The organism is Pseudoduganella aquatica, assembly GCF_020865585.1.
Lineage (GTDB): Bacteria > Pseudomonadota > Gammaproteobacteria > Burkholderiales > Burkholderiaceae_D > Rugamonas > Rugamonas aquatica_A.
Genome location: NZ_CP086370.1, coordinates 4,493,331 through 4,519,866, shown reverse-complemented (window position 1 = coordinate 4,519,866; position 26,536 = coordinate 4,493,331). Strand labels below are relative to the sequence as shown.

The window sequence follows — 26,536 nt, the reverse complement described above, 5'->3', positions numbered from 1 at the left end:
TGGGTGGGCTCAGCCGCCGATCAGGCGGTTGCCGGCTTCAGCCATGCTGTCGCTGGCTTTGAACAGCTTCATCTGCATTTCAAACGTACGGTTCAAGCTCATGGTGGCGACCATTTCCTCGACCGCCGACACATTGCTGCCTTCCAGGTGGCCGGAGCTGACCTTGACGGTCTCGTCGGCGGCCAGCGGCTGGCCGTCGCGCGCCACCAGCAGGCCCGCTTCGTTCTTGGTCAGTTCGGACGCTTCGGCTTTCACCAGCTTGAGCTTGTCGACCACCTGCAGCTGGGCCGTGCCCGGCGTCAGAATGGACACCGTGCCGTCCTGGCCGATCTGCACCTTGGTATGGATGGGCAGCGTGATCGGGCCGCCTTCGCCCAGGATGGGCATGCCGCCCACCGTCATGGCGCCGTCGGCGTCCAGCGTAATGGCGCCGGCGCGGGTGTAGCCCTCGCCGGTGGGGCCTTGCACGGTGAAGAAGCCGTCGCCGGCGATGGCCACGTCCAGCTCGCGGCCGGTCGACTTCATCGTGCCGCTGCGGGTGGTGACGGCGTTGGCCTGCATGTCGGCCATGTGGCGGTCGTCGTAGCCGTAGCCGCTCAGCGGGCGCGAGGTCGACAGCTCCAGGTTGGCGCGGAAGCCGGTGGTGTCCATATTCGCCAGGTTGTTGGCGTGGACCTGTTGCCCGCGCAGCGCCCGTTCGGCGCCGCTCATGGCGGTGTAGATCAGTGCGTCCATGTGTCAGTCCCGGCCGGCGCTTACAGTGCTTGCATCAGCGACTGCAGCATGGCGCTCTCGGTCTGGATGACCTTGGAGTTGGCCTGGTAGTTGCGCTGCGAGGTCATCAGGCCGACCAGTTCGGTGGTCACGTCCACGTTGGACTGCTCCAGCGAAGCCACGCTCAGCGCGCCGGCCATGCCGTTGCCCGGGGTGCCGAACAGCGGCGTGCCGGAGTCGTTCGAGGCCAGCCAGCTGGTGTCGCTGACCGGGGTCAGCGAGCCCTCGTCGGGGAAGGTGGCCACGGTCAGCTTGCCGACGGACTGGCGCTGGTCGTTGCTGTACTTGGCCACCAGCGAGCCGTCCTTGGCCAGCTCGACGCCGATAAAGGTGCCCGAGGCGTAGCCGTCGGCCTTGTTGGTCGAGGTGGTCGCTTCGCCGGCGAACTGGGTGGTGCCGGTGTAGTCGATGGTCAGGTTGATGACCGCCGCGCCATTGGCCGGATCGTAGGTCAGCGCGTGCTTGGGGTCGGGCAGCGCCGCAGCGTCGATCGCGCCCTTGGCGTCGAACGGCAGGTCGATGTCCAGCGCCGGGTCCATGCCGTTGCCGTCCATGGCGTAGGTCACATGCACGTTGTTGGTGGCGGTCTTGATGAAGTACTGCGTCATCGTGTGCTGGTTGCCCTGCGAGTCGTACACCACGGACACGCGCGACATATTGTAGGACTCCGGCGCCGGCGAGGTCACGGTCGGGGTGGTCGTCGGCGGCGCGAAGGGGTTCACCGCCGGGTCGATGGTTTTCCAGTCGGCCGACAGGTTGCTGACGTATTTCAGGTTCTCGCTGGCCACGGCCGGAATCTGGCCGGTCGGCACCTGCAGGTCGCCCATGGGGCCGAGGGTGGTCGACGGCGGGGTGATGGAGAAGCCCTGCACGCGGCGGTCGGACGCATCAACCAGGTAGCCCTCGGTGCTGGCGTGGAAAATGCCGACGCGGGTGTAGTTGTTCTGGCCCTGGATGTCCTTGGTGACGAAGAAGCCGCGGCCGTTGATGGCGGCGTCCAGGCCGATGCCGGTGTTGACCACGCCGCCGTTCTTGCCGATCGACTGGGTCACCGAGCCGATTTGCACGCCGGTCGCCTGGTCGCCCGCGTACTGCGAGGCGAAGTTGGCGCGGCTGGCCTTGAAACCATAGGTACCCGCATTGGCGATGTTGTTGGAGATGGTGCCCAGTTGCTGGTTAATTGCCTGGATGCCGGACAGTGCGATATCGAAACTCATGGCGGATACCTTTCGTGGTGTACTGAGTTGTACTTGCTTGCTAGATGAACAAATGTTTTAAAGCGGTGGTTCAGTTGCTGGCGACGGTGCTGCCGGCCTTGCCGTTGAAGGCGGTGATGTAAGCCGGCGAGGTCTCGCCGACGTTGGCCACGTTGAGCACCACCGCGCCGCCGGAACCAAGGCGCACGCTGTTCAGGCGGCCGATCAGGTCGATCGACGCGTCTTCCTTGCTGCTCGTTTCCACGCGCATCTTGTAGTTGCCTGCCGGCAGGCCCAGGGCTTGCGGGTCGAGCGCGAAGGGCACCGCGCCGCTGGACTGCGCGCCCAGTTCGATCTTGTGTTCCTTGCCATCCAGGCCGGTCAGCACCAGGGTGGTCTTGTTGCTGCTGGCCGCCAGCGTGATCTCGCCCTTGACCTTGGTGCTGTCCAGCTCCACCGAGGTGGACGCCACCTGCACGTCCGAGCCCACTTGCGCGCCCAGCGCGAGCACCTGCATGCTTTGCAGGATGCTGGCGTTGGCGCTGGTGAGGTTGCCCACGTTCTGCAGCGCTTCGGTCTGCGACAGCTGGGTCAGCTGGCTGATAAACTGGCTGGGATCGCTGGGCGACAGCGGGTCCTGGTTCTGGATCTGGGCCACCAGCAGTTTGGTGAACATGGTGGACGTTTCGCTGCCGTTGGCCAGCGGATTGGAACCGGCGGTCTGGGTGGCCGGGGTATTGGAGAAGAAATTAGTTTGCATGGCTTAACCTTCACCGAGTTTGAGCAGCGACTGCTGCATGGAGCGGATGCGACCCAGCACTTCCACGTTGGTTTCAAAGGCGCGCGAGGCCGACATCATGTCGGTCATCTCGGCCACCTGGTTGACGTTGGGGTAGTACACCATGCCCTCGGCATTGGCCAGCGGATTGCCCGGCTCGTAGACCTTGCGCAGCGGCTCGCTGCTCTCGACCACGTCCAGCACCTGCACGCGGCCGCCGTTGTCGGCGTTGGCGCCTTCGTTCATCACGGCCGCGAACACTGGCTTGCGCGCGCGGTAGGTCTGGTTTTCATTGCCGGACACCGAGTCCGCGTTGGCCAGGTTGCTGGCCACGGTATTGAGGCGCACCGTCTGCGCCGCCATCGCCGAACCGGCGATCTGGGAAATGTCTTTGAAGCTCATGGGGATGCCCTGTTGGCCGGGTGGTTGACCGGTTTATTGACCATTGATCGCTTTGGCCAGCCCCTTGAGCTTCATATTAATGAAGGTCAAGCTGGTCTGGAAGTCGCTCGCGTTCTGCGAGAAGGCCGCCTGTTCGACGCCGATCTCGACGGTGTTCCCGTCGCGGGTGGGGTGGTAGGGCACGCGGTAGAGCGCGTTGCCGTCCGCATCGAGTTCCGGCTCGCCGGTTTGCAGGGCCTGGGTCTGGGCCAGCGTGGCGGCGAAATCCATGTCCTGGGCCTGGTAGCCCGGCGTGTTCTCATTGGCAATATTCGATGCCAGGATGCGCGTGCGTTCGGCACGCAAATGGAGCGCATCGCCATGCAGGCCAAGTGCGTCTTTGAAATTAATGCCCATTATTCCCTCCTGTCATAGATACGTTGCCCATGTAAAATGGCGACCGGACGCAAGCGCGCGCCGCAGCCCACATAGTAAAGGTATTGCCCATGTTCAACAATCCCATTTTACATCCGTTTATTGCCGCGTTGGCGATTGCCGTGCCAATTTCTGGCGAAGCGGCCGTCACGCCCGAGCAGACTGTGGCGCTGGTGGAACAAACGGCGCGCGAGGCCCTGCTGCGCCAGGCCGACGCCAGCGGCCTGGCCGAAGCGGAGTTCGAGGTGGCGGCGGTGCGCACCAGCCGGCCGCTGCCGGCCTGTCCCAGCCCGGTGGCGGTGGGGGTGCTGGACGCGCGCCAGGCCACGCGGCTGCGCCTCGTGGCCAGTTGCCCGGGCGAGGGGGGATGGAAATACGAGTTCGTGGTGCGCGCCAAGATCACGGCGCGGGTGGCGGTGATGGCGGCCGAGGTGCCCAGCGGCCGGGCCGTGGAGGCAGCGGACGTGGCGCTGGAGCGGCGCGACATCAGCCTGGTGCCGGACGCCGTGTCCGACCTGGCGCTGCTGGAAGGCATGTCGGCGCGCCGGTCGCTGCGCAGCGGCGAGCTGCTGCGCCAGAACATGCTGACGGCGCAGCTGCTGGTCAAGCGCGGCGAGGCGGTGCGCATCGTGGCGCGCAACGAGCAGATCGAGGTCAGCATGGCGGGCGAGGCGCTGGACCCTGGCGCGCGCGGCGCGCTGATACGGGTGCGCAACAACAACGGCAATGTGATCAAGGCGCGGGTGACGGGCGCTGGAATGGTGGAACCCGCCGATTTGCCCGTGTCCATTCAGTCACCCAAATGATTTTTCATCTGCTGGACTTTGCCGGCTAGCTTGCTGAGCTTGTCGGCATAGCCGGGATCGGTGGCGTAGCCGCCGCGCGCCAGGGCGCTGGCGAAGGCGCGCGCGTCGCTGCCGGTGTTGAGCGCCTGCTGGTAGCGCGGATTGGCCAGCAGCGTGCTGGCGTAGTCGTCGAAGGCGGCGGCCTGGTCGGGATAGCTGCGGAAGCGCTCGACCTTCTTCAGGGCCACGCCCTGTTCGTACTCGGTGGTGGTGGCGGACGCGACCGCGCCCTGCCATTGCCCGCCGGCCTTGATGCCGAACAGATTGTTGCTGTTGCCCACGGGATGCTGGCCCCAGCCCGATTCCAGCGCCGCGTGCGCGGCCACCAGTTCCGGCGCCACGCCCAGGCGCTTGGCGGCGTCGGCCGCCCACGGCTGTATGCTGGCGAGGAACTCCTGCTGGTCCGCCGTGGTGTTGCCGTGGTTCGCGCCGCTGTCCAGGGTGTCGATGGCGCCGGCCGCGCGGGCGCGCAGCGCGGCGGCGGCCGTGCTCAGCGCCTGCGAGGGCAGGGCGCCGTCCTGGCTGCCGGCGGAAGCGCTCCAGCCGCCCTGGATGGTGGCGGCCACGTCGCCCTGCACCTGGCGGAAGGCGGCGCTGAAACCGCCCGCGCTCAAGCCGCCGGCACTGAAACCGCCCGGGGTGGACAGGCTGGCCGTGGGGCGCATATTGCTGGTGGTGGCCGCCGTGGCGGCCGTGGCCTGCGTGGGGCGCAGCGTGTCAGGCCGGCTCATAGAGCTGGTCCTCTCCATGCAGCACGCGCTGCATGATGGTGTATTGGTTGACGAGCAATTCGCTGTTGCGCTTGCCCAGGCGCTTGCATTCGAGCACGCGCAGTTCCAGCTGTTGCCATTGCTGCTCCAGGCGGGCGCGCGGTTCGGGCTTGAGCAGGGCGAACACCCGCTCCATCGACGGCTCGGGGCCGACCAGCTGCACCGCGTACTGCACGCGCTGGGCGCGGCGCGCGTCCATGGCGTCGACCAGGGCCGACACCGTGGTGGCGATTTCTTCCAGGCGGGCGCGCTGGTGGCGCACGGCCGCGTCGAATTGCTGTTCCAGCCAGCCGTGCAGTTCCGCGTAGGCCGCCATGTCCTGGGCGACGCCGTCGAGCAGCAGCTGCATGGCTTGCTGGCGCGTCGAGGGGGCTGCCGCATTCACGGCGGCACTCGGGGCCATACTCACTTGTCGCTCCCGTGGAAGCGCTGGATCAGGCCGGCCAGCTTGTCCGGGTCGAAGGGCAGCTCGCCCCTGGCCAGCGCGTCGCGCAGCTCGGCCACGCGTTCGTGGTCCACCTCGGGCATGGCTTTCAGCGCGGCCAGCGCCGGCTGCAGCACGGCCGATTGCAATTCGGGCGCGGCGGGCGCCCGGGCGGGAGCGTGCGCGCCGTCGGCCGGCGCGCTCTCGGCCACCCGCTGCACGGCCACGCCGTCCACGCCGCCAGTCGAAATTCTCATACGTTGACCCCTGGTCTTGGAAGTTTGCATAGTAACCCGCCTTACGCCGCGACGCGAAGTAAATGTTCAGTTCCCATTTCGCCCGGTCCCGTATTTGCCTTCCGGCCCCAGCTTGTTGCGCAGCTTCTGCAGCGACTCGGCATCCGGCAGCGCGGTGTCGACTTCGCCTTCCATCATGTTCTTGCTGCCGGGCATGCCAAACATCGACGACACCGCCTTGGCCTGGGCCGAGGTCAAAATCAGCAGTTCGATGCGGCGGTTCACGCCGGCGTCGGCCTTCTGGGTGTCGATGGGCGCGCGGTCGGCCATGCCCACCACCTGCAGCACGCTGTCCTTGCGCATGCCGCCCGAGAGCAGCATGGAGCGCGCCGCCATGGCGCGGTTGGACGACAGCGTCCAGTTCGAATAGGCGAAATAGCCGGTGTCGCTGTACTGGACGGAATCGGTGTGGCCCACCACCAGCATCTGGTTCTCCATGCGTTCGAACAGCGGGCCCATGCTTTTCAGCAGATTGGCGAAGCGGTCGGTCGGCACGGCCGAGCCGCGCACGAACATGCCCTGCTTGTCGGTGTCGTGCAGCATCACGCGCAGGCCGTAGGGGGTGATCACCGATTCCAGGTTGGCCGCCAGGCCGGTTTCCGCGCTCAGCTTGGCCAGCGCCTTGGCCAGCTTGTGCAGCTCGCCCGGGGTTTCATAGCTGACCTTGTCCGGCACCTCGGAGGCGTTCTCGCCGCTGGCCAGGGCCTGGCCGGGCGAGTCGTTCTTGCCGCTGCGCGGCATGGGGAAGCGCTCGATCAGGCTGCCGCGCGGGCCGCCCACCTGCTCGGGCATCACGCCCTTGCCCTGGTCGGTCTTGTTGCCGTCGGCCTCGGTCAGGATGTGCTGCAGGCTCTCGGTGTTGCGCGCCGCCATCAGCCACAGCACCAGGAACAAGCACATCAGCGCCAGGCAGAAGTCGGCGAAAGCGACCTTCCAGGCGCCGCCGTGGTCGTCATGCGCATGCTTGCCGCCGCCGCGCTTGACGATGGTGGCTTCATGTTTCTCATGCGGCTTTTGCACGGCCACCTCCACGGCGCGATCCGGACTCAGGCTCGCTGTCGCGGCCTTCCAGCTCGTTGATCCAGCGCTCGAGCTGGGCGAAACTCGGCTTGACGTTCAGCGCCACCAGGCGGCGCCCGGCGTCGATCGCCAGCAGCGCCGGCTTGCCGGCCACGTGGGTGACCAGCACCACTTTCACGCATTCCTTGTTGGAGCCTTCCTGGTTGACCAGCTGCTTCATCACGTTGGCGATGGGGTCGAGCAGGCCGTAGCACAGGAAAATACCGATAAAGGTGCCGACCATGGCCGCGCCCACGTGTTCCGCGATCTCGCCCGAGGTCGCGCCTTCGGACACGGTGCTCATGGTGATCACGATGCCCAGCACGGCGGCCAGAATGCCGAAGCCCGGCATGGCTTCGCCGATCTTGCCGATGGACTTGGCCGGCTGGTTCAGCTCTTCGTGGATGGCTTCCAGTTCCTGCTCCAGCACGCCTTCCAGCTCGTGCGCGTTGATCTTGCCCATCGCCATCAGGCGGAAGTTGTCGACAATGAAAGCCAGCAGTTTCGGCTCTTCCAGCACCAGCGGGTAGCGCTGGAACAGCGGGCTGTCCTTGGGCGCCTCGACGTGGGCGTCCAGTGCCTTCAGGCCGCCGGCGGCCAGCTGCAGCAGTTCGTACATGAGCAGCAGCAACTGGCGCTGGAACTCGGAGTCGTACTTCTTGCGGGTAATGATCTTCTTCAGCTGGGTGCCCATTTCCTTCAGCACGTGCGTGGGATTGCCGATCACGAGCGCGCCCAGGCCGGCGCCGGCGATCACGATGAGCTCGATCGGCTGCCAGATCTGGTGGAAGCTGCCGCCCATCATGAAGAAGCCCCCGAACACACTGCCGAGGACGATCAGAATACCGATTATTTGCTGCATGATGTCACGCCTTTCCGCGTCATGGTCTATCAGGCGCTTTGCAGCACCGCTTTCATTTTATTCAGGGCCGCCTTGTTGAGCTGGCAGACGCGGGCGTCGGTCAGGTCCAGCACGGCGGCAATTTCTTTGTAGCTCAGCTCGAATTCGTAATACATCTGCACCACGCGCTGTTCGCGCTCGTCCAGGCCGCCCAGCGCCTGGGCCAGCGAGCGCCGCATCACCAGCTGGTCTTCCGGGCTGGGCGCGCTGTCGCCGCCGGGGCTGACGGTGTCCTGCAGCACTTCGTCGAAGCTGGCCATCATCTCGGCGCTTTCGTCGAGCTGGTAGGCCTGGTAGTCCTCGGCGCTGATGCCCAGGCCGTCGATAATCTCGCGCTCGTCCGGCTCGCGCCCCAGCTTGCGGGTCAGTTCGCGCACCGCGTCGCGCAGCTTGTGGCTGTGCTGGCGCACCGCGCGCGGGCGCCAATCCTGGCGGCGCAGCTCGTCGAGGATGGCGCCGCGGATGCGCAGGCTGGCGTAGCTGCCGAAGGCGCCGTCCGGCACGCCGTAGCGGCGCAGCGCCTCAAGCAGCCCCATCAGCCCAATCTGCTCCATGTCGTCGCGGTCGATGGCGCCGGCGATCTGCGAATTGAGCTGGCGCACGATGCGCTTGACCAGCGGCGCATACGACAGCAGGTATTTCTGCTCGTCGGCCACGCTGTGCGCGGCGGGCGTGCTGCCCGCCGCGCCATAGCTCTCGGCGTAGCTGTCTGCGTATTGCTCTATATATGCCATGCCCGCCCCACTTGTTACGGCCAGCCTAAGCCAGCCACGCCTACTCGAGGATCAGTTTCCCGATCATCACTTCCGAGAACGGGCGCTCGCGCTTGTCCTTGGCGTAGGTCTCGTCGAATGCCTTGTTCAACTCGTCGGCGAACTGGTCGATCGACATGGTCGCCGCTTTCGACATCGGCAGCCCGGACAGCGCCTTGACGGCCACGCTGCGCAACAGCGGCAGATGTTCCTTGCATTCCTTCTCCTGCTTGGCCGTGGTGGCCACCACCAGGTCGGCCGACAGATAGTGCGTTACCACTTCGCCTTCGCTGCGTTTCAGCATGACGATCACCTTTTCCACGGTGATATATTTCGGTGGTTCGGTCTCGGCCTTCGGCTCCTCGTGCTTGACGGCCTTGCCTTCGCCGCCGGTGGCGGCCTGCTTGCCCATGTACCACACTGCGCCGCCGGCCACGCCGCCGCCCAGCAGCAGCACGCCCACCATCGCTATCACCAGTTTTTTATTCATCTATTCCTTACTCCCGTTCGGTCGTCATGGCAAAGGTGGGGGCGGCAGCCTCGTCGTCGCCCAGGGCGCGGCCGGGGCCGCGCTGTTCCTGGTTCTGCCCCTGCTGGCGGCCGGAGCCGCCGTCGGCCAGCGACTGGCTGCCCCCGCGCGGCGAGGCCGACACGGTGACGGCCACATCGCCGAGGCTGCGCTGCGACAAGTCCTGGCGCACGCTGTCGCCTATGGTGTTGAGCTGGCGCAGCACTTCGCTGTTGTTGGCGGACAAGTTCACCTGCAGCGCGCCGGCGCTGTGGCGGATCGAAATCTCGACGGTGCCCATATTCGGCGGCTCCAGGCGGATCACCGCATGGTCGTTATTGCGTTGCAGCGTCAGCTGCAGGCGGTCGCCCAGGGCGTCGCGCAGCGGCTGTTGCCACTGGTCCGGGTTGCCGGCCAGGCGCACGGCGTCGCCGCCGGCGGGCTGGGCCGCTGCCGCCGCCGCGTTGAGCTGGTGGATGGCGCCGAAACCGCCGCCGGCGCTGCTGCCCGGATTGCCGCCTGCGCTGCCGCCGCCGGCCTGCGCGGCGCTGTCGCCGGCTGCGGCGATGGCGGCGCCGCCCGGCGCCGCACCGGCAGCCAGGGCCGCGCCGCTGATGGTGCCCAGGTCGGCGCGCTGGATGGTGGTGCGCTGCTGGCCTTGCAGCAGCTGGTCGGCCGCTTGCTGCAGGGCGGCCGGAATGGCGGCCTGTGCGGCGGGGGCGGCGCTGGGTGCGGAGGTCGGCGCGGCGGTGGCGGCCAGGTAGGCGGCGCGCTGTTCGCGCGCGGCTTGCTGGGCCGCCAATTGCACCGCTGCCGTCGGGGCGGCTGTGGGCGCGGACGTCGGCACGGCGGAATAAGTGGGGGCCGAAGCCGGCGCGGCGGACGGGGCGGCCGTTGGCGCCGCCGACGGTGCGGCGCTGGCGGTGTAGGCGGCTGCGCCGGCAAACAGCGGCTGGGCCGGCGCGGCGGCGGACGGCGCCGCGGTGGGGGCGGCGCTGCCGGAAACTGCGCCCGGCGCGGCGCTTGGCGCGGAGGTCGGCGCGGAGGTCGATGCATAGCCGGCCGCTTGCGGCGCGGCGCTTGGCGCCCAGGCGGGCGCACCGGCCGGGGCGCTGGTGGCGGCGTAGGCGCCGGCGGGCTGGGCGCCATAGGCGGCGCTGCCGGCCGCGCCCACGGCGGCAATGCCTGCGTCGGCGGCCTGGCCGGGGCCGGATGCCGGGGCGGCCGTCGGTGCGGCGGCCGGACCGGCGGTCGGCGGCAGGACCAGGGCCAGCATGGCGTTCATGGCGTCCAGGCCGGCGCTGCCGGCGGCGCTGTCCGCGCCTTCATCGGCAGCCGGGACGCCGGCATCCGCCGCGCCGCCATCGGCGGCCGGTTCGGCGTCGCCCAGCAGCTGGGAAAACAGCGGCAGCGCCACGGCGGCGGCGCCTGGCAGGGCGGCGCCCAGCAAGGCCAGCGCGGCATCGCCCGCGCCTGCGGCCGGGACTGCGGTGTCCAGCAGGGACGGGGCGGGGGTGGGGGCGCCAGGGGCGCCGTTGGAGATCATAGTCATGCAGTGGTTCCGGTGACCGCAGCTTCGCTGCGTGTTGCTTCGCTGGGCTCGTGCCCGCTGGTCATGGCGTAGGCCATCCAGCCTTCCTTGTTCGCTTGCATTTCGCTCAATTTGGCCGCCAGCTCGGCGCTGGCCAGGCCGGCGCAGTGCTCGGCTTGCCGGTGCAGCTGGCGCAGCGCCGCCAGCGCGGCGCGCTCGGCCGGGCTCCACGGGCCTTGCGCGGCCATGGCCGGCAGCGAGGCGGCCATTAACGTATTAATCGCCGCCAGCGCATTCCAGTCCGAGGAAGCGGTGGCGGCGCTCATTTTTTGCGCCATCTGCAGCAATGTTTGTTGCCTATCCATTCTTGGCCTGTACTCCGAGCCAGCCCTGCTTGATGGTGGTCAGCAGGCCGGTCACCTCGTCCACGATGGCCGGGTCCATATCCACGCCGGCGCGGTACAGCCGGGCCACGCAGTAGTCGTACAGTCGGCCCAGGTTGGCCACCACTTCGCCGCCCTGGTCGTAGTCGAGCGAACTGGACAGGCCGTTGATAATCTCGGTGCACTTGTTCAGGCTGGCGGCCTTCAGCTCGTAGCGCTTGCCCACCACGTGGCCGCGCGCGCGCGCCAGTTCCTCCAGCAAGCCGTCGGTCAGCACCAGCACCAGCTCGATCGGCGAGGCGCGCGCGGTCTGGGCGTCCAGATTAACGGAGTGGTAACTGCTATAGGCTTCCTGGTTCATCATATTCTCTGGTGTGGGCGCGGCGCCCGGTTAGGAGCTCGATTTGTCGGCGAACAGGGCGGAGAACAGGCCGGTGTTCTGGGACATCTGGTTTTGCAGCGACTGCAAGGCGGTGAACTGCTGCAGATAGCGCTTGTAGGAGTTGTTGAACAGGTTGTCCAGCGCGTCCTGGCGGTCGCTCAGGGTGCGCTGCAGGCGGTCGTTGGTCTGGCGGCGTTCGCCGATGTGGCCGTCGACGCTGTTGGTCCAGGTGCTCATCAGCTTGTCCAGGCCGCCCAGCAGCGCGGACGTGTTGTTCAGGCTGCTGGTGCCGAAGATCTTGTCCAGCGCCGCCGGGTTGGCGGCGATGGCCGTGGCCAGGCGGTCGGCTTTGACGGCCAGGCTGCCGTCGCGCTGGGCGGTGATGCCGAACACCGGCAGGCTTACGCCGTCGGTGCTCTTGCGCAGCATGTCCTGCATGCGGCTGCGCAGCGCCTTCAGGCCGGCGTCGTTGGCGAAGGGGCCGGGCGGCTTCTTGTTCGGGGTGTCGCCGACAAAGGTCAGCTCGTCCAGCACCTTGTTCAGCGCATTGTAGGCGTCGACGAAGGACTGCACATTGCTCTTGGTGCCGGCGTTGTCGGTCGCCACGGTCAGGGTGGCGGGCACGCCGCCGGTCTGGGCCTTGGTGAAGGTCATCTTCACATCGTTGACCACGGCAAAGGTGTTGGACGCCTGCTCGATGCGGTTCTGGCTGAGCGGGTTGCCGTCCGGCGCGCCCAGCCACACCACGGCGTTCTGCGCGGTGACGATCTGGGTCTGCTTGCTGGTGTCTTCCAGCATGCCTTTCAGCGCCAGGTTGGTCACGCCGCTGGCGTCGATGGAGGCAGCATTGTCCTTGCCGGTGGCGTTCGAGGTCAGCACCAGGGTGGTGGCGCCGTTGACGGTCAGGGTGGAGGCGGTGACGGTGGAGTCGTTGTCGGCCGCCAGGTTGATGGCGGTGGCCACCTCCTGCGCCGTCAGCGTGCCGTCCAGGTTCTTGTCGGCGTTGACCAGGTTGACGTTGAAATTGGTGCCGTCGGCCAGCACCACGTTCAGGCTGCCGCTGCCGGCGGCGACCGTGTCGGTGATGCCGCCATAGGAGACCTGGCCGGCCGTGGCCAGCTGCTCGACATAGAAGCTATACGTGCCGGCGGCCGCTGCCGAGCCGGCGGTGGCGGTGCCGATATCGCTGCTGAAGGAGGCGGTGTTGGCCAGCACGCTTTTCTTGCCGGACAGGGCCAGCAGGGCGCTGCTGAAGGTGCTCATGGCCGAGCTCAGCTTGCTCACGCCGCTGACGCCGTCGGCGGCGGCCTTGGTCTTGGTGTCGAGCAGGGTCTGTGAGGCTTCCGTATAGCGGGTCGCCAGCTGCGTGGCCATATAAGCCGGGTAGTCTGGGCTACTGCTGCCTGGGACGGTGGTTGCCATGATGTGTGCTCCGGAGAATGAGAGGGAAGTGTACAGTGCTAGAAGGCGACCGAAAATGTTTCCCTATGAAATTTTTGTGGATTAGCCGGGTTTTTGACTGCGCAACCACAATTGCGTTGCCAGTTCGTCATGCTGTTTGCGTTCCTGGGCGCGTTCATGGTGCACGGCGGCCTGCTGCTTCTTCTGCAGCACCTGGTCCAGCACCTCGCGCTTGACATAGGCCGCGTTGAGGGCGCGCTGCGACACGGCCATGTCGGCCTCGTGCATATTCAGGTCGAGGCGGTGGCTGTCGGCCATCTGCATGACGGCCTGCTTGTAGTCGCCGCAGTTGGAGGCCAGCGCCATCGGCAGCTTGCCGCTGGCGCCGCTGTTCTGGTACAGGCCGGTGAGCCGGTCCAGATTTTTCTGGTAGCGGTCGCGCACGCTTTCCTTGGCCGCCATCTCCGAGCGCAGGCGCTCGACCTCGGTGGTGCGCAGGTCCACCAGGGTGGACAGGTTGCGTATCATGTGGGACGGGTTTTTCGGGGACTGGGTCATGCCATCAGCCTTTCCAGAGTGGACACGCATGCCGCGTAGGGCGCCGCTTCCTTGGTGCCCTGGCACAGGTAGTCTTCAACATGAGGGTGCAGATTGACCGCCTTGTCCGTCACCGGGTCGGCGCCGGGCACGTAGGCGCCCAGCGGGATCAGGTCCCGCACCCGGTCATGGCGCGCCATCGACGCCTTCAGCGCGCGCGCGGCCAGCATGTGCTCGTTGCTGATCACCTGGTTCATGCAGCGGCTGATGGAAGCGGCGATGTTGATGGCGGGATAGTGGCCGCGCTCGGCCAGCTCGCGCGTGAGCACGATGTGGCCGTCCAGGATGGCGCGCGCGGTGTCGACCACCGGGTCCTGCTGGTCGTCGCCCTCGGCCAGCACGGTGTAGATGGCGCTCATGCTGCCGTTCGGGTTTTCGCCGTTGCCGGCCGACTCCACCAGCTGCGGCAGCGCCGAGAATACCGACGGCGGATAGCCCTTGGTGGCGGGCGGCTCGCCCAGCGCCAGCGCCTGCTCGCGCAGCGCCATGGCGTAGCGCGTCAGCGAGTCCACCAGCAGCAGCACATTCTTGCCCTGGTCGCGGTAGTGCGCCGCTATCGAATGGCACAGTTCGGTGGCCATGATGCGCATCAGCGGCGATTCGTCGGCCGGGGCGATCACCAGCACGGCCTTGCGCAGGCCCTCGGGGCCGAGCGACATCTCGACGAATTCGCGCACCTCGCGCGAACGCTCGCCGATCAGGCCCACCACCACCACGTCGGCCACGGTCTGGCGCGTGAGCATGCCCAGCAGCACGGACTTGCCCACGCCGGAGCCGGCCATCAGGCCGACGCGCTGGCCCTTGCCCAGGGTCAGCATGGCGTTGATGGCGCGCACGCCCACGTCCAGCGGTTCGGTCACCGGCTTCTTGCGCAGCGGGTGGATGCGGGGCGGGGTGTAGTCGAGCGGAAAATCGCCGCCCAGCTTGCCCAGCCCGTCGATGGGTTCGCCCAGGCCGTTGACCATGCGGCCCAGCCAGCCGGGACCGATGGTCAGGCTGACTTTTTCCGCCGACGGCATCACGCGCGCGCCGGTGGTCAGGCCCACGGCCTTTTTGAACGGCATCAGGAAGGACAGCTTGTCGCGGAAACCGACCACTTGCGCATCCAGCCATTCGCCGCTGACGGTTTCAATTTGGCAACGCTGGCCTGTGTGCATGGGGCAACCCATGGCTTCCAGCAGCAGGCCGGACGCCCCCACCAGCCGCCCGGTCGGGGTGGCCATGGGGACAGCGTCCAGCTCCAGCTTGCGCAAGGCATCGGCTATCATTCTTCGCTTTCGGACTCGTCGCCGCCGTCGGCGGCCTGGAGTTGATTATCGACCTGTTCCATGACAGCGGCAAGACGTTGATGGCATCCGGCATCAACTTCATTGTCGCCGGCGCGGATGCGGCACTCGCCGATGTCGAGGCGGGCGTCCGGAATCAGGTTCCAGCGCTTGGTGCGCTTGGGGTCGAGATCGGCGATGCGTTTCAGTTCTTCCGGATTCAGGTAGACGTCGATGTCCTCGCGGGTGGGCGGCATCGAGGCCAGGGTCTCGTCGACCAGGGCCATGATCTGCACCGGCTGCAGCGCCAGCTCGGCGCGGATCACCGAGCGCGCCACCTTGGCCACCAGGTCCACCACCTCCTTGCGCTGGGCCGCGCGGTAGTCGGCGCGCAGTTTTTTCAGGCCCTTGAGCATGGACTCCACGGGACGGGCCATGGTGTCGAAGCCGACCAGGGTCTCGTTGCGGCCTTCCTCGCGGCCCTGCTCGAAGCCGGCGTTGCGGCCGGCCTCGAAGCCGTCCTCCTGGCCGCGCTGCAGGCCGATCTCGTAGCCGTCGCGCTGGCCCTGTTCAAAGCCTTCGCTGACCGAGGCCTGCCACTGGGCGCTGTCGGTGCTCAGGCCGGCGCTGCCGCTGCCGCGGCTGGGCGGCGGGGCGAACTGCGACAGGGGCGGGAAGCGGTAGGGGCGGAATTGCTTCATCATTCAACCACCGTTTCGGCGAACAGCTGCACTTCGACTTCGCCGGCGTCGGCCAGCGCCTTGACGGTGGCCATGATTTCCTGGCGCGTCTGTTCGATGCGCGACATCGGCACGGGGCCGGCGCGGCGCATCATGTCCTCGAAGGCCTGGGCCTGGCGTTTCGGCATGGTTTTCAGCACCGCGTCGCGGATTGCCAGCTCGGCGCCCTTGAGCGCGATGGCCCACTGTTCCAGCGGCACTTCCTCGATCAGGCGCGACAAGGTGGCCTCGGTCTGGGTCGACAGGATCAGGAAGTCGTACATCGACAGCTCGATCTGGTTCACCACTTCCGGGTCGTGCGCGCGCAGCAGTTCCACGATCTGGGCGCGGTTGCCCGGCAGGCGGTTGAGGATCTCGGCGGTCTGGCGTATGCCTTCCACGCTGGTGCTCTGGCTGTCGAAGCTGCCCAGGCAGCGGTCCACCAGCTCGTCGAGCTCCTGCAGCAGATCGCGGTCGATCTCGTCCAGGCGGGCCAGGTTCAGCAGCACCAGGTCGCGGCCTTCCAGCGGCAGTCCGTCGATAATCTGGCCGGCCAGGGCCGGCGGCAGGAAGGCCAGGAAAACGGCCTGCATCTGCACATGCTCGTTGGCAATATATTCCGCCAGCCATTTCGGCGAGGCCCACTGCAGGCGCGCCATCTTCGGGCGCAGCTCGTCGCCGTAGATGTTGTTGAGCACGGTATTCGCGATATCGTTGCCCAGCGCCAGGTCCAGCGAGCGCTTCAGGTAGGCGCGCGAGGCGCCGTGCACGCCGGACTGCTCGCGGTAGTCGTCGAAGAAGGACTGCATGGCGGTCTTCACCGCTTCGACCTTGATGCCGCTCATGCGCGACATCACCTGGGTCACCTCCAGCAGCTCCTCGCGCGACAGGCAGCGCAGCACGGCGGCGGCCGGCTCCTCGCCTATGCTCAGCAGCACGATGGCGGCCTGTTCAACCGGGGTCAGCCCCGTACCGTCGGGCAGTTCGTTATTGAGATCGGCCATTTTTCTGCATCCATTGTTTGACGACTTCGGCTACGCGTTCCGGCTCTTTTTCGGCCAGAATCTTCAGGTGATCGACCATCACGTCGACCGAGGAACCGGTCGGCGGCAGATCGTAGTTTTCCAGCAGCGGCACCACCGGCATGCCCGGCTTGGCGACCGGCTGGCCTTCCAGCGTCTGGGCGCCGGTCTCCTGCAGCGCTTCCGGCGTGCCCAGCGCGGGCGCGCCCGGGGCGGGCTGGGTGCCCGGCGCGCCGGCGGCCTGGCCGCCCACCACGGTGGCTTCGGCGGTGGCGCCGGAGCGGCCGCTGGCATTGCCGCGCAGCGCCACATTGGCCGGCGCCGGCGGCGCGAAGCGCGCGGTGAGCAGGCGCATGATGGGGCGCAGCAGCAGCAGATAGCCGAGCAGGGCGCCCACCGCGTAGGTCAGCCAGGCGCTGAAGTCGACCACGGTGTCGCGCTCCTGCCACCACGGGGTGACTGCGGCCTTGGGCGGGAAGTTCATGGCGGTGACCACCAGCGCGTCGCCGCGCTCGGCGTTGATGCCCAGGCCGTTGCGCAGCACCTTGTCGATATTGGCCAGTTCGGCCGCGGTCCAGCCGGTTTTCGGGAAGGGGGCGGCGGCCTGCGCCAGCACCACGGCGATGCTTTGCTTCTCCAGCGTGCCGCGCGCATGCTTGGTCTGCACGATGCTGCGGTCGTAGGCGTACTGGCGGGTGGTGGCGTTCTTCTTGGCCGAGCCGTCGGGCTGCTGGTTGGGATCGGTGGCCTTGGCCGCGTCGGCCGCCGGCGGGCGGTTCGACAGGGTGCCGGGCACGCCCATCACCAGGCGGTTGCGGTCCTGCTCCTCGCGCATGGCTTCGCTGGTCACCTTGGGCGTTTCGCCGTATTTCTCCACCGTTTCCTCGACCTTGTCGTTGTTCACGGTGGCCGTCACGCTGAGGCGGAAATTGTCTTCGCCGACGATGGGGCCGAGCAGGCCGCGGATATTGTTGCGGATGTCGTCCTGCAGGCGCTTGCCGTTTTCATTGGTGGCGGCCGAGGACTCGAAGCCGTCGGCCAGGTCCACGTGCGAGGACAGCAGGTTGCCGGCCTGGTCGACCAGGCTGACGCGGCCCGGGCTCAGGCTGGCCACGCTGCCGGCCACCATATTGACCACGGCGGCGATGGTTTCCGGCGACAGCTTCTGGCCCGGCTTGGTGGCGATCACCACCGAGGCGGACGACTTGTCGCCGTCGCTGGTGACGAAGGAGGTCGATTTGGCGATGGACAGGTGCACGCGCGCCGTGGCGATCGCGTCCAGCGTCATGATGGACTGCGCCAGTTCGCCTTCCAGGCCGCGCCGGAAGCGCACGTCCTGCACGAACTGCGACACGCCCAGCGGGTCGTTCTTGTCCATCAGCTCCAGGCCGGCCGGCAGCTGGGCCGTCACGCCTTTCGAGGCCAGCAGCATGCGCACCTTGCCCAGCATGGACTCGGGCACCAGCACCTGGCCGCTGTCCGGATGCACGCGGTAGGGGATGTGCTCGCCGTCGAGCACCGTCATCATGTCGGCCGCCACCACTTTTTCGCGCGCGCCGAACACCGGCTTGTAGGCCGACTGGTCTTTCCACAGCACCATCAGCACCAGCGCGGTCACGCCTATCGCCAGCAGCAATATGGGCGTGAGGTTTTTCAGCAGGGCGGGCGGCAGGGCGGGCGCGGCGCCGTCGCCGGAGCGCCAGCGTCCAAAAGCGGACTTGATGGTGTTGATCACTGTGGACTTTCGCTTGGAAAGGTTTTATTCGAAACGGGAAGACGCCGGACTGCGCTGCCGCGGCAGCGCGGCCTCACAGCGGCAGTTTGATGAGTTCGTCGACCGCGCCCATGACCTTGTTGCGCACTTGCATCAGCATCGAGAAGGACAGGCTGGCTTCCTGGCTGGACAGCATGGCGCCCACCAGGTCGTCGCTGCGGCCGGCGTCGACGTCGGCCATTTTCTGGGCCGCCATCTGGTCGTCGGCGTTGACGCGGGTGACGGCGTCGCGCATCGACTGGGCGAAGGAGAAACTGTGGTTGCCGGCCGCGCCCGGCAGCGCGCCGAACTGGGCCGCAGGGGCGATGCTGCTGGCCGACAGGTCGGCGGCGGCGTTCGTCAGGGAAGCCAGATCCGCCTGAATCAGGCTGGCAAATTCATTAGCCATGTTACCTCCACTTAATTGCAACGTTGCTTACACATGGCTACCATAGCCCCATGTCGGCCATATTCGGACAGTGCCCGGCGCCAATGCCCGGTTGCGACGCGTCTAAAAGCGGACTCAGGAGAATGATACATGCTGGAAATTAGTTCGGTGTGCCGACGTGCGGCGAAACAACAAAAAAGACGTGCGCGGACTGCGGCGTGGCGCGGGAAAACGACAGAATTTCCTTTTTAATCATAGACTAAGCGGGTAGTGGGAGCGGCGGCGGCATTTTTTGTTGCATTGCGGCTGCAAGACCGTCATGCTACGAATAAGCTTACCCGTTAGCAACTTTCCTGTAAAGCCCCAAGGCGAGAAAACGTTTTATTGATGCGTAGCAATAGTGTCGGTTTTGCTGTAAACTCCGGCTCCGCTGCGGCGGGTACAACGCCCTAGCTAAACACCTGCGATTTAAGCTAGGATATGGCATGCGGTTGTGCAACAATCTGCGTATCGCCAGCGTACCGATAGCGTACCGACCAGACCACTGAAATGACCATCACACAACAGACTGCGCAACATCAAGTTCTGGACCCATGCCTGCTGGGCAGGCCTGTGCACCGGCTGCCGGCGTTCGCCGCCCAGCTCAAGGAAGACCTGGCGCAGGCCATGCGGCTCAACGTCAACCGCCGCTACTGGGGCAGCTTCCAGGTCGACAGCGTGGCCTTTGCCCGCCTGGACGGCGAGGAGATCGCGCTGCGCTGGGCCAATTTCTCGGCGCCGGCCGGGCAGATCGCCTTCTCGCTGGAGCGCAAGGTGCTGCTGGCGGTGCTGAACTACCGCTACGGCCGCGCCAAGAGCAATGCCGCCGCCGACGAGACGGCGGTGAAGGTGACCGCTACCGAGGAGCGCCTGGCCGTGGTGCTGGGCCTGCAGCTGGCGGGCACGCTGGCGGCGCGCATCGAATCGAACTTGCCGGCCTCCAATCCCGCGGCGGCCGGTGCGGCGGAGCAGGCCGAGGCCGGCGACCAGGGTTTCAAGCCGGTCGGCGGCGGCCTGCCGTCCAAGGGCGGCTGGGTGATCGCCGTCACGGTCAGCGATCCCGACAGCGCCAGCCCGGAGCCGCTCACCGGGCGCTTCCTGTTCGCGCTCGACAAGAATCTGATGGCCAGCGTGCTGCGCGGCCTGCAGCCCGAGCGCGACACCGCGCGCCGCGCCGCGCGCAACCAGGCGCCGCTGGGCGCGCGCCTGCAGGTGGGCCTGCAGGGCCGCCTGGTCAGCAAGGAAATGGAACTGGGCAACCTGTTCGACTTGCGCATCGGCGACGTGATCCCGATCAGCATGCACCGCGCCGAAGTGCTGCTGGACGATTCGCGCCTGTTCACGGCCGCTGTGAGCGAGCACAAGGGCAAGCTCTGTTTAACCTCTTTTGAAGACGTCGACTAACTCCATGATGAACATCAACGCAAACAGCACCAGCGATGCGCTGCTCGAAGACCTGTCGGAAGAAATGATTATCGACCAGGTCAGCAACGACCTGGCCGACGTGGCCCAGCCCCGCAGCGGCGGCGGCCGCCGCGACCTGCCGCAGATGATGCGCAAGATCCCCGTCACGCTGACGCTGGAGGTGGGCTCGGCCCGCATTTCGCTGCAGGACCTGATGGCGATCGGCCCGGACAGCGTGGTGGAACTGGACGTGCTGGCCGGCGAGCCGCTGGTCATCAAGGTCAACGGCACCGCCATCGGCCGCGCCGAAGTGGTGGTGGCGGGCGAAAACTATGGTTTGAAGGTAATCGACCTGGACGGCCTGAATCTCGACATGATGGCGCCATGACGCTGGCTGCGCGCCGCGCCTGCGCTGCGGCAGGTGCGCTTGCCGCCTGCGTGCTGGCGAGCGCCCCCGCGCACGCGGTCGACCTGCTGGCCAATGTGGTGCCGGGGGCGAACACGGAACTGACGGTCAAGACCCAGATCCTGATCATCATGACCTTGCTGGGCTTGCTGCCCATCCTGGTCATGATGATGACCAGCTTCACCCGCTTCGTGATCGTGCTGTCGCTGCTGCGCCAGGCCCTGGGCCTGCAGCAGGGCTTGCCCAACCGCGTCGTGACGGGCGTGGCCCTGATCCTGACCTTGCTGGTGATGCGCCCGATCGGCGACCAGGTGTGGAAGGACGCCTTCGTGCCCTACGACCAGGACAAGATCGGCCTGCAGGAGGCGCTGAAGATCGCCGAGCAGCCGATTTCGCGTTTCATGCTGGCCCAGACCAGCAAGGCCGCGCTCAAGCAGATCGCCCACCTGGCGGGCGAGGACAATGTGGCCAAGCCGGCCGACCACGCCTTTACCGTCAAGCTGGCCGCCTTTGTGCTGTCGGAGCTGAAGACCGCCTTCCAGATCGGCTGCCTGCTGTTCATCCCTTTCCTCATCATCGACCTGGTGGTGTCCTCGGTGTTGATGGCCATGGGTATGATGATGCTGTCGCCGCTGGTCATTTCACTGCCGTTCAAGCTGCTGCTGTTCGTGCTGGTGGACGGCTGGACCCTGACCGTCAACACGCTCGTCACGAGCATCCAGGCCTATTAGCGATGGGGGCCGACCTATGCTGACCCCCGATATCGCGGTCGACCTGGTGGTCGAGGCGCTGCACGTCGTGATGGTGCTGGTGCTGGTGCTGGTGGTGCCGGGCCTGATCATGGGCCTGCTGGTGGCGCTGGTGCAGGCCGCCACCCAGATCAATGAACAAACCCTGAGCTTCCTGCCGCGCCTGATGGTCACGCTGCTGGCGCTGATACTGGCCGGGCGCTGGATGGCCGGCTACCTGATGGACTATTGCGTGTCCATCTTCACCCGCGCCGCCACACTGGTAGGGTAGGGCGGAGCGGCCATGGAATCCCTACTGGCCCAGTTGCTGCCGCTGCTCAATGCCTGGTGGTGGCCTTTCGTGCGCGTGCTGGCCATGCTGAGCGCGGCGCCGGTGCTGGGCGACGCCATGGTGCCGGTGACGGTGCGCGTGCTGACCGCGCTGGTGCTGTCCATCCTGATGCTGCCGCTGACCGGCAACGCGCTGGCGATCGACCCCATTTCAGTCCAGGGCGTGGCGGCCACGCTGGAGCAGGCCGTGATCGGCGGGGTGCTGGGCCTGGCCTTCCATTTCAGCGTGTCGGTGATGATGGTGCTGGGCTACCTGGTGTCGAGCCAGATCGGTTTCTCCATGGCGGTGATGAACGACCCCGTCAACGGCCAGTCCTCGGACGTGGTGTCGGCGCTGCTGTCCATGCTGGTGATTATTGTGTTTTTCGCCATCGACGGCCACCTCGTCATCGCCGGCGTGATCGGCGGCAGCTTCCAGGCCTGGCCGCTGGGCGGCGGCTACAGCCCGCTGCTGCTGCAGACTGTGGCCTGGAACGTGGCCTGGATCTTCGCCGCCGCCATGCTGCTGGCCGTGCCCATCGTCTTCTCCACCATGGTGGTGCAGGTCGGCTTCGGCTTCCTGAACCGGGTGGCGCCCTCGCTGAACCTGTTCGCGCTGGGCTTTTCCGTGATCACCATTTTCGGCCTGCTGATGCTGGGCCAGGTGGTGCGCTTCATCCCCGAGCACTATGTCCGCATGACCGGGCGGGTGCTGGAAATGATACGGCAGCAGATGCAGGTGGCCCATGGCTGAGAACAGCACCGGCGACAAGTCAGAAAAGGCTTCACAGCAGAAGCTGAAGAAGTCCCGCGAGGAGGGGCAGGTGGTGCGCTCGCGCGACCTGGCCACCGCGCTCGGCATCCTGGTCACGCTCAAGCTCTTCATCTGGCTGCTGCCGTCCTACCTGAGCGATTTCCGCGAGCTGTTCCACCTCAGTTTCGCCGAGTTCGACAGCCAGGGTTCGCTGGACAACACCCTGTCCATCGTCTTCAGCTCGTCGATGGCGCTGCTGATCAAGATGCTGCTGCCGCTGTTCGTGGTGCCGCTGGCCATCGTGCTGGGCGGCCTGTTCCCGGGCGGCTGGGTGTTTTCCAGCAAACACTGGGAGCCCAAGCTGGAGCGCTTCAACCCGGTGGCCAACCTGGGCCGGCTGTTCGGCGGCAAGCACGCCTTCGAGTTCGCCCTGTCGCTGGCCAAGTCCGGCGTGCTGATCTGGGTGCTGGTGCACGTGGGCAGCACCAGCGTGCAGGACTACACGCGGCTGCAGGGCATGCCGCTCAACGAGGCGCTGCTGAGCGGCTCGGCGCTGATGCTGGACGGCCTGATGGCGCTGGTGTCGGTGTTCATCCTGTTCGCCCTGGTCGACGTGCCGGCCCAGGCTTTCTTCTACGCCAAGAACCAGCGCATGAGCAAGCAGGACCTGAAGGAAGAATACAAAAGCAGCGAGGGCCGGCCGGAAGTGCGCCAGCGCGTGCGCCAGCTGCAGCGCGCGCTGGCCCAGCGCGCCGCGCGCAAGACCGTGCCGAACGCCGACGTGGTGATCGTCAACCCCGAGCACTACGCGGTGGCGCTCAAGTACGACGAGCAGCGCGCCGAAGCGCCTTATGTGCTGGCCAAGGGCGTGGACGAGATGGCGCTGTATATCCGCCAGATCGCGCAGGAACACCAGATCGAGGTGCTGCCCCTGCCGCCGCTGGCGCGCGCCATTTACAATACCAGCCAGGTCAACCAGCAGATCCCGGTGCAGCTCTACCAGGCCGTATCGCAGGTGCTGAACTATGTGCTGCAGCTGAAAGCTTTCCGCGCCGGGCGCCGCAATGCCGAGCCCGGCCTGCCGACCGATGTCGCCGTGCCATCTTCCATGAGTGAGGTAATACCGTAATGAATTTCCTGAACCGTATCGTCGCAGAACTGCGCCGCCACAAGTTCGCCACTCCGCTGTTCGTGATGGCCATCCTCGGGATGATCATCCTGCCGCTGCCGCCGGTGCTGCTGGACGTGCTGTTCACGTTCAACATCGTGCTGGCGCTGATCGTGATCCTGGTCAGCGTGTCGGCCAAGCGGCCGCTGGACTTCTCGGTGTTCCCGACGGTGATCCTGGCCACGACGCTGATGCGGCTGACGCTGAACGTGGCGTCGACCCGGGTGGTGCTGCTCAAGGGCCATGAAGGCACGGGCGCGGCCGGCCGGGTGATCGAGGCCTTCGGCAATGTGGTTATCGGCGGCAATTTCGTGGTCGGCCTGGTGGTGTTCGTGATCCTGATGATCATCAACTTCATCGTGGTGACCAAGGGCGCCGAGCGGATCTCCGAGGTGTCGGCGCGCTTCACGCTGGACGCCTTGCCGGGCAAGCAGATGGCGATCGACGCCGACCTGAACGCCGGCCTGATCAACCAGGAAAAAGCCCAGGCGCGCCGCCGCGACGTGGCCATGGAGGCCGACTTCTACGGCGCCATGGACGGCGCCTCCAAGTTCGTGCGCGGCGACGCGGTGGCCTCCATCCTGATCCTGATCATCAATATGGTCGGCGGCGTGGCCATCGGCTCGCTGATGCAGAACATGTCCTTCGGCGACGCCTTCCGCCAGTACGCGCTGCTGACCATCGGCGACGGCCTGGTGGCGCAGATCCCGGCGCTGCTGCTGTCGGCCGCCTCGGCCATCCTGGTCACCCGCATCAGCGATTCGGGCGACTTCGAAGACACCGTCAAGCAGCAGCTGCTGACGTCGCCAAGCGTGATCGGCGGCGCGGCCGGCCTGATGGCCATCCTGGCCGTGGTGCCGGGCATGCCGTGGCTGATGTTCATGACCTTCGCGGCGGTGCTGGGCTATGTGTCCTGGCGCCTGAGCAAGCGCGTGTCCGCACCGGACACCAGCGCGCTGCAGGCCATCGAGGCCGCGCTGCGCGAGGAGAAGGTGCCCGAGCTGGAATGGCAGAACCTGCCGGCGGTGCAGCCGCTGCAGCTGACCCTGGGCTACAAGCTGGTGAGCCTGATAGACAAGGCGCACGGCGAGCCGCTGACCAAGCGCGTGCGCGGCGTGCGGCAAAGCCTGTCCGAATCGATGGGCATGGTGCTGCCGCCGGTGGCGGTGCGCGACGACCTGGGCCTGAAACCCTCGCAGTACGCGGTGGTGCTCAGCGGCAGCGTGGTGGCGCAGGCCGAAGTGTTCCCTGACCGGCTGATGGCGATTCCTTCGCCCACCGTGTACGGCAAGCTGGACGGCATCCCGGGCGTGGAGCCGGCCTACGGCATGCCGGTGATCTGGATCGAGAGCAGCGAGAAGGCCAATGCGCTGGGCTTGGGCTACCAGGTGGTGGAGGCGCCGAGCGCCATCGCCACCCATGTGTCCAAGCTGATACGCGAATACCTGCCCGAGCTGTTCCGCCACGAGGACGTGCCCGCCATCCTGGAGCGGCTGACGGCGCTCTCGCCCAAGCTGGCCGCTTCGCTGGACAAGGCGCTCACGCACACCCAGCTGCTGCGCGTGTTCCGCGTGCTGCTGGCTGAAAATGTGTCGCTGAAGGACATCGTGCCGATCGCCACCACCTTGCTCGACAGCTCGGAAACCACCAAGGACCCCATCCTGCTGGCGGCCGAGGTGCGCTGCGCGCTGCGGCGCCAGATCGTCACCGGCCTGTTCGGGCAGAAGTCGGAGATGCTGGCTTTCAACCTGGGCGGCGAGCTGGAAAATATGCTGCTGGGTTCCCTGAACCAGGCGCGCCAGAGCGGCAAGGTGGTGCTGGACAACTACCCGATCGACCCGCATCTGCTGGCCCAGCTGCAGGTCAATATGCCGGTGGCGCGCGAGCAGATGAAGCAGCAGGCCACGCCGCCGCTGCTGCTGGTGCTGCCGCAGATCCGTCCGCTGCTGGCGCGCTACGCCCGCCTGTTCGCGCCCGGCCTGAGTGTGCTGTCCTACAATGAAGTGCCGGAAAACCGCGAAGTGAGCATTATCGGCACGGTGGGCTAAGCGCCTGCCTTTGCGCGCGCGCAAACCTTGCGTGCATGGGGCCGCGTCCGCCGCGCCGCCCGCATTACACTGCGCTCATGAGAGCGGACCACGACACCGGCTACAAACAGCTGTTCGCGCATCCGGAGCTTGTGCGGGAACTGCTGGCCTTGGTGTTGCCCGGCCTATTGCTTCAGCCGCCGGCAGACTGCCAACGCATCAGCGCAAGCTATACCACGGACGCCGGCCGTCAGCGGCATGGCGACATGGTCTGGCGCGTTCACTTGGAGCCGGGTGCCCGGGTGCTCTACGTCTTGCTCGAATTCCAATCCACGCCGGATCGCTGGATGGCGCTGCGCATGCATGTGTATGCCGGCTTGCTCTGCCAAGAGTTGCTCAAGCAAAGCGCGTCGCTGCGGCATGGCTTGCTGCCGGCAATACTGCCATTGGTGCTCTATAGCGGGGAGGAGCACTGGCCCGGCAGCGTAGAGTTGGCCGATATGTTTGAGACGCCGCCGCCTGGCCTGGAGGAGGTACAGCTTGCGCAGCGCTATCTCTTGATCGATCAGTCATTTTGGGCGCGACATGCTGGCGCTGACGGCAGCGTGGTGGCGGCCTTGTTCGCCCTTGAGTGCGGCAGAAACCTTGGGCCTGTGCTGGCGTGTATTGCACATTGGCTTGAGGAGCAGGGGAACCAATCATTGCGCCGCACGGTCTCACGCTGGATAGTGCTTACATTGCGCGGCAGATTTGCTCATTTGAAAGTACCGCTGCGCTACACGCCGGAGGAGGTGCAAATTATGCATGACCAGAGATTCGGAACATTTGAAGAAATGTGGGAATATGATGCCATCCAGAAGGGCATTCAGATAGGCATTAAGCAGGGAATAGAGCAGGGAATAGAGCAGGGAATAGAGCAGGGAATAGAGCAGGGCCAGCGCGCCGGCTTGAGGCTGGCGGTGCTCTCTATGCTCAGACGCGGCGGAGACGCCGTGCCGGAGGCCGTGCTGGCAAAGGTTGAAGATGGCAACGCCGCCCAGTTGCAGGGCTGGATGGACCTGTTGCTTGACGGGGCGGCGGCCGCCAGCGTTTTCGGCTCGCCGGACAAGCAACGCTAGCT

Annotated in this window: 31 protein-coding genes; 9 read left to right on the top strand and 22 right to left on the bottom strand. The window is 66.5% G+C overall.

Annotated features, from left to right (window positions below; all coding sequences use genetic code 11):
• Positions 1 to 9 precede the first annotated feature (9 nt).
• The 5 genes from flgF to flgB form a co-directional block, all read right to left on the bottom strand.
• Entirely contained in the window at positions 10 to 735 is a 726-nt protein-coding gene (flgF, locus tag KT882_RS20150; RefSeq protein ID WP_161070763.1) for a flagellar basal-body rod protein FlgF, read from the bottom strand.
• Positions 736 to 755: 20 nt separating this feature from the next.
• Positions 756 to 1,991 (bottom strand): flagellar hook-basal body complex protein, encoded by a 1,236-nt coding sequence (locus tag KT882_RS20145; protein ID WP_161070764.1) that lies wholly within the window; start codon positions 1,989 to 1,991, stop codon positions 756 to 758.
• A gap of 70 nt (positions 1,992 to 2,061) precedes the next feature.
• Entirely contained in the window at positions 2,062 to 2,730 is a 669-nt protein-coding gene (locus tag KT882_RS20140; RefSeq protein ID WP_161070765.1) for a flagellar hook capping FlgD N-terminal domain-containing protein, read from the bottom strand.
• 3 nt (positions 2,731 to 2,733) lie between these two features.
• Positions 2,734 to 3,150 (bottom strand): flagellar basal body rod protein FlgC, encoded by a 417-nt coding sequence (gene flgC / locus KT882_RS20135; protein WP_161070766.1) that lies wholly within the window; start codon positions 3,148 to 3,150, stop codon positions 2,734 to 2,736.
• Positions 3,151 to 3,183: 33 nt separating this feature from the next.
• Positions 3,184 to 3,546 (bottom strand): flagellar basal body rod protein FlgB, encoded by a 363-nt coding sequence (gene flgB / locus KT882_RS20130; protein WP_161070767.1) that lies wholly within the window; start codon positions 3,544 to 3,546, stop codon positions 3,184 to 3,186.
• 140 nt (positions 3,547 to 3,686) lie between these two features.
• Here flgB and flgA point away from each other — a divergent pair, with 140 nt between their 5' ends.
• Entirely contained in the window at positions 3,687 to 4,370 is a 684-nt protein-coding gene (flgA, locus tag KT882_RS20125; RefSeq protein ID WP_228893133.1) for a flagellar basal body P-ring formation chaperone FlgA, read from the top strand.
• Here the strand turns inward: flgA and KT882_RS20120 are convergent.
• The 17 genes from KT882_RS20120 to KT882_RS20040 form a co-directional block, all read right to left on the bottom strand.
• Positions 4,355 to 5,140, bottom strand: coding sequence for a glycoside hydrolase family 73 protein (locus tag KT882_RS20120; protein ID WP_228893132.1), 786 nt, complete (start codon positions 5,138 to 5,140; stop codon positions 4,355 to 4,357). The two genes, flgA and KT882_RS20120, sit on opposite strands and share 16 nt — an antisense overlap.
• Complete coding sequence (gene flgN, locus KT882_RS20115; RefSeq protein ID WP_228896719.1) at positions 5,127 to 5,582, bottom strand: flagellar export chaperone FlgN; 456 nt, start codon at positions 5,580 to 5,582, stop codon at positions 5,127 to 5,129. Before flgN ends, KT882_RS20120 begins: the two co-directional genes overlap by 14 nt.
• Positions 5,583 to 5,584: 2 nt before the next feature.
• A complete protein-coding gene (gene flgM / locus KT882_RS20110) occupies positions 5,585 to 5,860 on the bottom strand; it encodes a flagellar biosynthesis anti-sigma factor FlgM (protein ID WP_161070770.1) in 276 nt (91 codons plus the stop codon).
• A 66-nt stretch (positions 5,861 to 5,926) separates the two neighbouring features.
• Positions 5,927 to 6,919 (bottom strand): flagellar motor protein MotB, encoded by a 993-nt coding sequence (locus tag KT882_RS20105; RefSeq protein WP_161070771.1) that lies wholly within the window; start codon positions 6,917 to 6,919, stop codon positions 5,927 to 5,929.
• Complete coding sequence (gene motA / locus KT882_RS20100) at positions 6,903 to 7,820, bottom strand: flagellar motor stator protein MotA (protein WP_161070772.1); 918 nt, start codon at positions 7,818 to 7,820, stop codon at positions 6,903 to 6,905. Before motA ends, KT882_RS20105 begins: the two co-directional genes overlap by 17 nt.
• Positions 7,821 to 7,849: 29 nt before the next feature.
• A complete protein-coding gene (locus tag KT882_RS20095; RefSeq protein ID WP_161070773.1) occupies positions 7,850 to 8,593 on the bottom strand; it encodes a FliA/WhiG family RNA polymerase sigma factor in 744 nt (247 codons plus the stop codon).
• 40 nt (positions 8,594 to 8,633) lie between these two features.
• A complete protein-coding gene (locus KT882_RS20090) occupies positions 8,634 to 9,101 on the bottom strand; it encodes a flagellar basal body-associated FliL family protein (protein ID WP_161070774.1) in 468 nt (155 codons plus the stop codon).
• Between the two features lie 7 nt (positions 9,102 to 9,108).
• Positions 9,109 to 10,671 carry a flagellar hook-length control protein FliK gene (locus KT882_RS20085; protein WP_228893131.1) on the bottom strand — a complete coding sequence of 521 codons (1,563 nt, stop codon included), beginning with the start codon at positions 10,669 to 10,671 and terminating at the stop codon, positions 9,109 to 9,111.
• Positions 10,668 to 10,976: a hypothetical protein gene (locus tag KT882_RS20080; protein WP_187358855.1), complete on the bottom strand. Its 309-nt coding sequence runs from the start codon at positions 10,974 to 10,976 to the stop codon at positions 10,668 to 10,670. The genes KT882_RS20085 and KT882_RS20080 overlap by 4 nt, the downstream gene beginning before the upstream one ends.
• A 31-nt stretch (positions 10,977 to 11,007) precedes the next feature.
• Positions 11,008 to 11,397, bottom strand: coding sequence for a flagellar export chaperone FliS (gene fliS, locus KT882_RS20075; protein ID WP_161075007.1), 390 nt, complete (start codon positions 11,395 to 11,397; stop codon positions 11,008 to 11,010).
• 27 nt (positions 11,398 to 11,424) lie between these two features.
• A complete protein-coding gene (gene fliD, locus KT882_RS20070) occupies positions 11,425 to 12,837 on the bottom strand; it encodes a flagellar filament capping protein FliD (RefSeq protein WP_161075008.1) in 1,413 nt (470 codons plus the stop codon).
• An 81-nt stretch (positions 12,838 to 12,918) separates the two neighbouring features.
• Positions 12,919 to 13,374, bottom strand: a complete 456-nt coding sequence (gene fliJ / locus KT882_RS20065; RefSeq protein WP_161075009.1) for a flagellar export protein FliJ — start codon at positions 13,372 to 13,374, stop codon at positions 12,919 to 12,921.
• On the bottom strand, positions 13,371 to 14,681 hold the full coding sequence (gene fliI / locus KT882_RS20060) for a flagellar protein export ATPase FliI (RefSeq protein ID WP_161075010.1): 1,311 nt from the start codon (positions 14,679 to 14,681) through the stop codon (positions 13,371 to 13,373). The genes fliJ and fliI overlap by 4 nt, the downstream gene beginning before the upstream one ends.
• A complete protein-coding gene (gene fliH / locus KT882_RS20055) occupies positions 14,678 to 15,379 on the bottom strand; it encodes a flagellar assembly protein FliH (RefSeq protein ID WP_161075045.1) in 702 nt (233 codons plus the stop codon). Before fliH ends, fliI begins: the two co-directional genes overlap by 4 nt.
• The gene (locus tag KT882_RS20050; protein WP_161075011.1) at positions 15,379 to 16,401 is read right to left on the bottom strand and encodes a flagellar motor switch protein FliG; all 1,023 of its coding nucleotides are present in this window, start codon (positions 16,399 to 16,401) and stop codon (positions 15,379 to 15,381) included. The genes fliH and KT882_RS20050 overlap by 1 nt, the downstream gene beginning before the upstream one ends.
• Positions 16,385 to 18,154, bottom strand: a complete 1,770-nt coding sequence (fliF, locus tag KT882_RS20045) for a flagellar basal-body MS-ring/collar protein FliF (protein WP_161075012.1) — start codon at positions 18,152 to 18,154, stop codon at positions 16,385 to 16,387. Before fliF ends, KT882_RS20050 begins: the two co-directional genes overlap by 17 nt.
• Positions 18,155 to 18,227: 73 nt before the next feature.
• On the bottom strand, positions 18,228 to 18,581 hold the full coding sequence (locus tag KT882_RS20040) for a flagellar hook-basal body complex protein FliE (RefSeq protein ID WP_161075013.1): 354 nt from the start codon (positions 18,579 to 18,581) through the stop codon (positions 18,228 to 18,230).
• Positions 18,582 to 19,109: 528 nt separating this feature from the next.
• Between KT882_RS20040 and KT882_RS20035 the strand changes: the two genes are divergently transcribed.
• The 8 genes from KT882_RS20035 (at position 19,110) to KT882_RS20000 (ending at position 26,534) form a co-directional block, all read left to right on the top strand.
• Positions 19,110 to 20,003: a FliM/FliN family flagellar motor switch protein gene (locus tag KT882_RS20035; RefSeq protein WP_187358856.1), complete on the top strand. Its 894-nt coding sequence runs from the start codon at positions 19,110 to 19,112 to the stop codon at positions 20,001 to 20,003.
• Between the two features lie 4 nt (positions 20,004 to 20,007).
• The gene (locus KT882_RS20030) at positions 20,008 to 20,391 is read left to right on the top strand and encodes a FliM/FliN family flagellar motor switch protein (RefSeq protein ID WP_161075014.1); all 384 of its coding nucleotides are present in this window, start codon (positions 20,008 to 20,010) and stop codon (positions 20,389 to 20,391) included.
• The gene (gene fliP, locus KT882_RS20025) at positions 20,388 to 21,140 is read left to right on the top strand and encodes a flagellar type III secretion system pore protein FliP (protein WP_161075015.1); all 753 of its coding nucleotides are present in this window, start codon (positions 20,388 to 20,390) and stop codon (positions 21,138 to 21,140) included. The genes KT882_RS20030 and fliP overlap by 4 nt, the downstream gene beginning before the upstream one ends.
• 16 nt (positions 21,141 to 21,156) lie before the next feature.
• On the top strand, positions 21,157 to 21,429 hold the full coding sequence (locus KT882_RS20020) for a flagellar biosynthetic protein FliQ (protein WP_161075016.1): 273 nt from the start codon (positions 21,157 to 21,159) through the stop codon (positions 21,427 to 21,429).
• Between the two features lie 12 nt (positions 21,430 to 21,441).
• Entirely contained in the window at positions 21,442 to 22,221 is a 780-nt protein-coding gene (locus tag KT882_RS20015; RefSeq protein ID WP_161075017.1) for a flagellar biosynthetic protein FliR, read from the top strand.
• Positions 22,214 to 23,350 carry an EscU/YscU/HrcU family type III secretion system export apparatus switch protein gene (locus KT882_RS20010; RefSeq protein WP_161075018.1) on the top strand — a complete coding sequence of 379 codons (1,137 nt, stop codon included), beginning with the start codon at positions 22,214 to 22,216 and terminating at the stop codon, positions 23,348 to 23,350. Before KT882_RS20015 ends, KT882_RS20010 begins: the two co-directional genes overlap by 8 nt.
• Positions 23,350 to 25,437 (top strand): flagellar biosynthesis protein FlhA, encoded by a 2,088-nt coding sequence (locus KT882_RS20005; protein WP_161075019.1) that lies wholly within the window; start codon positions 23,350 to 23,352, stop codon positions 25,435 to 25,437. The genes KT882_RS20010 and KT882_RS20005 overlap by 1 nt, the downstream gene beginning before the upstream one ends.
• Before the next feature lie 77 nt (positions 25,438 to 25,514).
• Positions 25,515 to 26,534: an Rpn family recombination-promoting nuclease/putative transposase gene (locus KT882_RS20000; RefSeq protein WP_161075020.1), complete on the top strand. Its 1,020-nt coding sequence runs from the start codon at positions 25,515 to 25,517 to the stop codon at positions 26,532 to 26,534.
• Positions 26,535 to 26,536 lie beyond the last annotated feature (2 nt).

Coding starts and splice junctions, on each gene's coding strand:
- KT882_RS20140 (WP_161070765.1), bottom strand. CDS start 2,730: ATGCAAACTAATTTCTTCTCCAATACCCCGGCCACCCAGACCGCCGGT.
- KT882_RS20090 (WP_161070774.1), bottom strand. CDS start 9,101: ATGAATAAAAAACTGGTGATAGCGATGGTGGGCGTGCTGCTGCTGGGC.
- KT882_RS20050 (WP_161075011.1), bottom strand. CDS start 16,401: ATGGCCGATCTCAATAACGAACTGCCCGACGGTACGGGGCTGACCCCG.
- KT882_RS20000 (WP_161075020.1), top strand. CDS start 25,515: ATGAGAGCGGACCACGACACCGGCTACAAACAGCTGTTCGCGCATCCG.
- KT882_RS20085 (WP_228893131.1), bottom strand. CDS start 10,671: ATGACTATGATCTCCAACGGCGCCCCTGGCGCCCCCACCCCCGCCCCG.
- KT882_RS20030 (WP_161075014.1), top strand. CDS start 20,008: ATGATGAACATCAACGCAAACAGCACCAGCGATGCGCTGCTCGAAGAC.
- fliP (WP_161075015.1), top strand. CDS start 20,388: ATGACGCTGGCTGCGCGCCGCGCCTGCGCTGCGGCAGGTGCGCTTGCC.
- KT882_RS20120 (WP_228893132.1), bottom strand. CDS start 5,140: ATGAGCCGGCCTGACACGCTGCGCCCCACGCAGGCCACGGCCGCCACG.
- fliD (WP_161075008.1), bottom strand. CDS start 12,837: ATGGCAACCACCGTCCCAGGCAGCAGTAGCCCAGACTACCCGGCTTAT.
- flgN (WP_228896719.1), bottom strand. CDS start 5,582: ATGGCCCCGAGTGCCGCCGTGAATGCGGCAGCCCCCTCGACGCGCCAG.
- KT882_RS20015 (WP_161075017.1), top strand. CDS start 21,442: ATGGAATCCCTACTGGCCCAGTTGCTGCCGCTGCTCAATGCCTGGTGG.
- flgB (WP_161070767.1), bottom strand. CDS start 3,546: ATGGGCATTAATTTCAAAGACGCACTTGGCCTGCATGGCGATGCGCTC.
- KT882_RS20095 (WP_161070773.1), bottom strand. CDS start 8,593: ATGGCATATATAGAGCAATACGCAGACAGCTACGCCGAGAGCTATGGC.
- motA (WP_161070772.1), bottom strand. CDS start 7,820: ATGCAGCAAATAATCGGTATTCTGATCGTCCTCGGCAGTGTGTTCGGG.
- KT882_RS20035 (WP_187358856.1), top strand. CDS start 19,110: ATGACCATCACACAACAGACTGCGCAACATCAAGTTCTGGACCCATGC.
- flgF (WP_161070763.1), bottom strand. CDS start 735: ATGGACGCACTGATCTACACCGCCATGAGCGGCGCCGAACGGGCGCTG.
- KT882_RS20010 (WP_161075018.1), top strand. CDS start 22,214: ATGGCTGAGAACAGCACCGGCGACAAGTCAGAAAAGGCTTCACAGCAG.
- KT882_RS20040 (WP_161075013.1), bottom strand. CDS start 18,581: ATGGCTAATGAATTTGCCAGCCTGATTCAGGCGGATCTGGCTTCCCTG.
- flgC (WP_161070766.1), bottom strand. CDS start 3,150: ATGAGCTTCAAAGACATTTCCCAGATCGCCGGTTCGGCGATGGCGGCG.
- KT882_RS20005 (WP_161075019.1), top strand. CDS start 23,350: ATGAATTTCCTGAACCGTATCGTCGCAGAACTGCGCCGCCACAAGTTC.
- KT882_RS20080 (WP_187358855.1), bottom strand. CDS start 10,976: ATGAGCGCCGCCACCGCTTCCTCGGACTGGAATGCGCTGGCGGCGATT.
- KT882_RS20020 (WP_161075016.1), top strand. CDS start 21,157: ATGCTGACCCCCGATATCGCGGTCGACCTGGTGGTCGAGGCGCTGCAC.
- fliS (WP_161075007.1), bottom strand. CDS start 11,397: ATGATGAACCAGGAAGCCTATAGCAGTTACCACTCCGTTAATCTGGAC.
- KT882_RS20145 (WP_161070764.1), bottom strand. CDS start 1,991: ATGAGTTTCGATATCGCACTGTCCGGCATCCAGGCAATTAACCAGCAA.
- flgM (WP_161070770.1), bottom strand. CDS start 5,860: ATGAGAATTTCGACTGGCGGCGTGGACGGCGTGGCCGTGCAGCGGGTG.
- fliJ (WP_161075009.1), bottom strand. CDS start 13,374: ATGACCCAGTCCCCGAAAAACCCGTCCCACATGATACGCAACCTGTCC.
- fliH (WP_161075045.1), bottom strand. CDS start 15,379: ATGAAGCAATTCCGCCCCTACCGCTTCCCGCCCCTGTCGCAGTTCGCC.
- fliI (WP_161075010.1), bottom strand. CDS start 14,681: ATGATAGCCGATGCCTTGCGCAAGCTGGAGCTGGACGCTGTCCCCATG.